The organism is Streptomyces sp. NPDC092369 (genome assembly GCF_044755245.1).
GTDB lineage: Bacteria > Actinomycetota > Actinomycetes > Streptomycetales > Streptomycetaceae > Streptomyces.
In genome coordinates, this window is sequence record NZ_JBIVQP010000002.1 from 1,623,876 (window position 1) to 1,629,898 (window position 6,023).

Sequence of the window (6,023 nt, forward strand, 5' to 3'; positions counted from 1 at the left end):
GATGAACGACACTCCGGGCTGGGCCTCGCCCGGATCTGCCCCGTCCGACGGTCATGAGCCCGGCGCGTCCGACCCGGCCGAGCCCACCGACCGTCCGCGCCCCGCGGAGTCCTCCGGCCAGCCCGGCACGGACCCGCAGGACCCAGGCGCGAAGTGGTCCAAGGAGCAGCCCCCGGCCGGCCAGTGGTCCGCGCCCACCGGCGCCCCGACCCCAGGCCAGGCCCCGCCGCCCCCACCCCCCAGCCCGGGCTGGGGCGGTCAACCCTCCGGATGGGGCGGACAGCCCCCCGGCGGCGGTTACGGAGGCCCTGGCGCTCCCGGCGGCCCCGGCGGCTACGGCGGTCAGGGCCCCTACGGAGGCGGCCCCTACGGCGGTTGGGGAGGTGGCGCCTGGGGAGGCCCACCGCCCGCGGCCAAGCCCGGCGTGATCCCGCTCCGCCCGCTCGGCGTCGGCGAGATCCTCGACGGCGCCGTCTCCACCATGCGCACCTACTGGCGCACGGTCCTCGGCATCTCGCTGACCGTCGCGGTCTTCACCGAGATCATCGTCATCCTCGTCCAGGGCCTCATCCTGAACGACACCGTCAGCACAGACGCCCTCGACGACCCCAGCGCCAGCTTCGACGAGGTCTCCCGCGCCCTGGGCGACACCATGATCAGCAGCGGCGTCGTCTTCCTGGTCTCCCTGATCGGCACGATCACGGCCACCGCTCTCCTGACGACGGTCACCAGCCGCGCCGTCCTCGGCAAGTCCGTCACCATCGGCGACGCCTGGCGCGACGCGCGCCCGCAGCTGCTCAGGCTGTTCGGCCTGATCTTCCTGCTGCTGCTCATCGCGTTCGGCATCGTCATCGTGGGCGTCCTGCCCGGACTCCTCGTGGCCGTCGCCGGAGCGGACGGCCCGGGCGCCGCCCTCGGCATCCTGGGCGGACTCGGAGCCGCAGTCGTCGCCGTGTGGCTGATGGTCCGCCTCTCGCTCTCCTCGCCCGCGCTGATGCTGGAGAAGCAGAGCATCACGAAGTCGATGAGCCGCTCCGTGAAGCTGGTCCGCGGCTCCTGGTGGCGCGTCTTCGGCATCCAGCTGCTCGCCACCGTCATCGCCAACATCGTCGCCTCGATCGTTGTCATCCCCTTCACCCTGATCGCCTCGGCCTTCAGCGGCGACGGCGTCAGCGGTTTCCTCAACTCCGCTGCCGGCGACGTCGGTTGGACGTACCTCATCATCAGCGGCGTCGGCGCCGTGATCGGCTCCATGATCACGTTCCCGATCACGGCCGGCGTCACCGTGCTGCTCTACATCGACCAGCGCATCCGCCGCGAGGCCCTCGACCTCGAACTGGCCCGCGCCGCCGGCGTCCAGGACTACGGCACCGCAGCCGGCTCGGGGAGCTGATGCGGTGAGCCTGGCGGGGGGAGTTCTCACAGCGGTGCCGGCACTGCCGCGAGCCGCCGAATCGACCGTACGGACCCTGCTGCGGGTCGGCGGCACCTCCGTACTGTCGCTGCGCTCCGGCGACGAACCGCCGGTGACGATCCCGCGTGATCCCGCGCGGGAGGCGGCCCGGCGCGAGCTGTCCAAGCGGATGTACCACGAGAACGACCCCAGCCTCTTCGAGCGGGCCCTGAACAAGTTCTGGGAATGGGTCGACAAGCTGTTCGGCACGGCCTCGACCGCCACGCCCGGCGGGGCGCTCGGCCTCACCGTCGTCATCATGGCCGTCCTCGCCGCACTGGGCGTGCTGTGGTGGCGCCTGGGCACACCGCGCCGCCAACCCGTCTCCGCCGCCGCCCTGTTCGACGACCGCCCCCGCAGCGCCGCCGAACACCGCGCGGCCGCCGAGGCGCACGCCGCCCAGGGCCACTGGAACCAGGCCGTCCAGGAACGCATGCGCGCCATCGTCCGCTCCCTGGAGGAACGGGCACTCCTCGACATCCGCCCCGGCCGCACCGCCGACGAAGCCGCGGCGGAAGCCGGCCGCACGCTGCCCTCCCAGACCGACCGGCTCCACGCCGCCGCCCGGGACTTCGACGACGTGACATACGGCGGACGCAGGGCGAGCGAGCAGTCGTACCACCGCATCGCCGAACTCGACCGCGACCTCGAACGCACCAGGCCCCACCTCACCAGCAGCAGCCCCAGCACGGCCCCCAACGCCCGCCAGGGAGCCGCCCAGTGACCGTCGAGGCCACGCTCCCCACCACCTCGGTCTCGCCCACCCCACGCCAGGTGTGGACCCGCGCGCGGGGCATCGCGCTCGGCGTCGTGCTCCTCCTGGTGACGGCCGTCGTGATCGCCGTGATCCGCTCCGACGCCCGGCACGGCACACTCGACCCGCGCTCCGTCGACCCCTACGGCAGCCGCGCCGTCGCCGAGCTCCTCGCCGACCGCGGCGTCTCCACGCGCGTGGCCACCACCCTGGACGAGGCACGCGCCGCGGCCGCTGCGGACACCACGCTCCTGATCGCCGCCCCCGACCTGCTGACCGAGCGTCAACAGACCCGGCTGCACGCGGCGACCGCCGGCTCCGGCGGACGCACCGTCCTCGTCGCCTCCGGCAGCGCCTCCGTGGAAAGGCTCGCGCCCGGCGTCACCGCCGACCCCGCCACCAGCCTCGACTCGACGCTCTCCCCGCACTGCGCCCTGCCCGCCGCACGCACCGCGGGCCGCGCGGACACGGGCGGCATCCGCTACACCACCACGCACCTCGGCGCCGACGAGTGCTACCCCAGCGAGCGCCTGGCCACCCTGCTGCGCATCCCGGACACGTCCGGGGACGGCGACACCGTGGTCCTCGGAGCGCCCGACATCCTCTTCAACGACCGTCTCGACGACCAGGGCAACGCCTCGCTCGCCCTCCAACTCCTCGGCTCCCGCCCCCATCTGGTCTGGTACCTCCCCTCGCTCTCCGACATCTCGGCCACCGACACCGACGAGAAGAGCCTGTTCGACCTGCTCCCCTCCGGCTGGCTCTGGGGCACACTGCAGCTCTTCGTCGCGGCGCTCCTGGCCGCCCTGTGGCGGGCACGCCGACTCGGCCCACTCGTGCCCGAAAGACTCCCCGTGGCGATCCGCGCCTCCGAAACCGTCGAAGGCCGCGCGCGCCTCTACCGCAAGGCCAACGCCCGCGACCGCGCGTCCGCCGCTCTCCGCTCCACCACCCGCACCAGACTCGCCCCCCTCGTAGGCGTCCCCGTCACCCGGGCGCACTCGCCCGAGGCCCTGCTCCCCGCTCTGTCCGCCCACCTCCACGGCGACGGCCAGACCACCCTGCAGTCCCTCCTCTTCGGCCCGCCGCCCAGCGACGACACGGCCCTCATCGCACTCGCCGATCAACTCGACGCCCTCGAAAGAGAGGTACGCCGTCCATGATGGACCCGACCACTGACAACGCCGGGAACACCGGGGATCCGGGCACCGCCCGAGCCTCCCTGGAAGCCCTGCGCGCCGAGATCGCCAAAGCCGTGGTCGGCCAGGACCCCGCCGTGACCGGCCTCGTAGTCGCCCTCCTCTGCCGCGGACACGTTCTCCTAGAAGGAGTCCCCGGGGTCGCCAAAACGTTGCTCGTCCGCGCCCTCGCATCCGCACTCGAACTCGACACCAAGCGCGTCCAGTTCACCCCGGACCTGATGCCGAGCGACATCACCGGCTCCCTCGTCTACGACGCCCGCAGCTCCGAGTTCTCCTTCCAGCCGGGCCCCGTCTTCACCAACCTCCTCCTCGCGGACGAGATCAACCGCACCCCGCCGAAGACCCAGTCGTCCCTCCTCGAAGCCATGGAGGAGCGCCAGGTCACGGTCGACGGCACCCCACGCCCCCTCCCCGACCCCTTCCTGGTCGCCGCGACCCAGAACCCGGTCGAGTACGAGGGCACGTACCCCCTCCCCGAAGCCCAGCTCGACCGCTTCCTCCTCAAACTGACGATCCCGCTCCCCTCCCGCCAGGACGAGATCGACGTCCTCACCCGCCACGCCGAGGGCTTCAACCCGCGCGACCTGCGCGCCGCCGGCGTACGCCCCGTAGCGGGCCCCGCCGACCTCGAAGCCGCCCGCGCCGCCGTCGCCAAGACGACGGTCTCCCCGGAGATCACCGCCTACGTGGTGGACATCTGCCGCGCCACCCGCGAGTCCCCGTCCCTCACCCTGGGCGTCTCCCCACGCGGCGCCACGGCCCTCCTCGCCACCTCGCGCGCGTGGGCCTGGCTCACGGGCCGCGACTACGTCATCCCGGACGACGTGAAGGCGCTCGCCCTGCCCACCCTCCGCCACCGCGTACAACTCCGCCCGGAAGCCGAGATGGAGGGCGTGACGGCCGACTCGGTCATCAACGCGATCCTCGCCCACGTCCCCGTCCCCCGCTGATGGCACTCACCGGACGCGCCGCCCTCCTCGCGGCCCTCGGCTCCGTCCCCATCGGCATCCTGGAGCCCAGCTGGTGGGGCCTCCTCGCGGTCAACGGCCCCCTGGCCCTGGCCTGCGCCTGCGACTTCGTTCTGGCCGCCCCCGTACGCCGCCTCGGCCTCACCCGCTCCGGCGACACCTCGGCCCGCCTGGGCGAACCCGCCGACGTGACCCTCACGATCACCAACCCCTCAGGCCGCCCGCTCCACGCACGCGTGCGTGACGCCTGGCCCCCCAGCAGCTGGCAGCCCGGCACCGAGGTCGAGGCCTCCCGCCACCGCCTGACGGTCCCCGCCGGCGAACGCCGACGCATCACCACGCGCCTACGTCCCACCCGCCGCGGCGACCGCCAGGCGGACCGCGTGACCATCCGCTCGGACGGCCCTCTCGGCCTCTTCGCCCGCCAGGGCACCCACAAGGTCCCCTGGACGGTCCGCGTCCTGCCCCCGTTCACCAGCCGCAAGCACCTGCCCTCGAAACTCGCCCGCCTGCGCGAACTCGACGGCCGCACCAGCCTGCTGACCCGCGGCGAGGGCACGGAATTCGACAGCCTGCGCGAGTACGTCCCCGGCGACGACACCCGCTCCATCGACTGGCGCGCCACCGCCCGCCAGTCCACGGTCGCCGTACGCACCTGGCGCCCCGAACGCGACCGCCACATCCTCATGGTCCTGGACACCGGCCGCACCTCCGCCGGCCGCGTGGGCGACGCCCCACGCCTCGACGCCTCCATGGACGCGGCCCTGCTCCTCGCAGCCCTCGCCTCCCGCGCGGGCGACCGCGTGGACCTCCTCGCCTACGACCGCCGAGTACGCGCCCTCGTCCAGGGCCGCACGGCCCGAGACGTCCTCCCGTCCTTGGTCAACGCGATGGCGACCATCGAACCCGAACTGGTCGAACTGGACGCCAGAGGCCTGACCGCCACAGCTCTCCGTACGGCCCCCCGCCGCTCCCTGATCGTGCTGCTCACCAGCCTCGACACGGCCCCCGTCGAAGAAGGCCTGCTGCCGGTCCTCTCCCAACTCACCCAGCGCCACACGATTTTGGTGGCCTCAGTAGCGGATCCCTACATCGCCCGGATGGCTACAGCCCGCGGCAACACCGAAGCCGTCTACGAGGCCGCAGCCGCCGCCCAGTCCCAGAGCGAACGCCACCGCACCGCGGAACAACTCCGCCGACACGGCGTTACGGTCGTCGATGAAACACCGGACGAACTGGCGCCGGCATTGGCGGAAGCGTATTTGGCTCTCAAGGCGGCAGGACGTTTGTAGCAGCTAGCAGCAGCTGGGGGATTTATGACTTGTCCCCATGCCGACCCCGAACGCAGAAAACCCCCGTACCGAATAAACGGTACGGGGGTTTCCTCAAAAATTGTTCGGCGGTGTCCTACTCTCCCACAGGGTCCCCCCTGCAGTACCATCGGCGCTGTAAGGCTTAGCTTCCGGGTTCGGAATGTAACCGGGCGTTTCCCTCACGCTATGACCACCGAAACACTATGAAGTTACGACCGGAAAAAGACACAGTCGTTGCCTCAGAACTAACACAGTGGACGCGAGCAACTGAGGACAAGCCCTCGGCCTATTAGTACCGGTCACCTCCAGCGGTTACCCGCCTTCCAGATCCGG

General features: G+C 72.0%; 5 protein-coding genes and 1 rRNA gene. 5 read left to right on the top strand and 1 reads right to left on the bottom strand.

Annotated elements, in window-relative coordinates:
- Position 1 precedes the first annotated feature (1 nt).
- The 5 genes from ACIQI8_RS16960 to ACIQI8_RS16980 are packed head-to-tail and all read left to right on the top strand — an operon-like array spanning position 2 to position 5,669.
- Positions 2-1,393: a hypothetical protein gene (locus ACIQI8_RS16960; RefSeq protein WP_402350315.1), complete on the top strand. Its 1,392-nt coding sequence runs from the start codon at positions 2-4 to the stop codon at positions 1,391-1,393.
- 4 nt (positions 1,394-1,397) lie between these two features.
- Positions 1,398-2,177, top strand: a complete 780-nt coding sequence (locus ACIQI8_RS16965) for a DUF4129 domain-containing protein (protein WP_402350318.1) — start codon at positions 1,398-1,400, stop codon at positions 2,175-2,177.
- Positions 2,174-3,370, top strand: coding sequence for a DUF4350 domain-containing protein (locus tag ACIQI8_RS16970; RefSeq protein WP_402350321.1), 1,197 nt, complete (start codon positions 2,174-2,176; stop codon positions 3,368-3,370). Before ACIQI8_RS16965 ends, ACIQI8_RS16970 begins: the two co-directional genes overlap by 4 nt.
- Complete coding sequence (locus ACIQI8_RS16975; RefSeq protein WP_402350528.1) at positions 3,370-4,359, top strand: AAA family ATPase; 990 nt, start codon at positions 3,370-3,372, stop codon at positions 4,357-4,359. The genes ACIQI8_RS16970 and ACIQI8_RS16975 overlap by 1 nt, the downstream gene beginning before the upstream one ends.
- Positions 4,359-5,669, top strand: a complete 1,311-nt coding sequence (locus tag ACIQI8_RS16980; RefSeq protein ID WP_402350324.1) for a DUF58 domain-containing protein — start codon at positions 4,359-4,361, stop codon at positions 5,667-5,669. Before ACIQI8_RS16975 ends, ACIQI8_RS16980 begins: the two co-directional genes overlap by 1 nt.
- A 102-nt stretch (positions 5,670-5,771) precedes the next feature.
- On the opposite strand, the gene rrf is transcribed toward ACIQI8_RS16980, so the two are convergent.
- A 5S ribosomal RNA gene (gene rrf, locus ACIQI8_RS16985) occupies positions 5,772-5,888 on the bottom strand.
- Between the last annotated feature and the right edge of the window lie 135 nt (positions 5,889-6,023).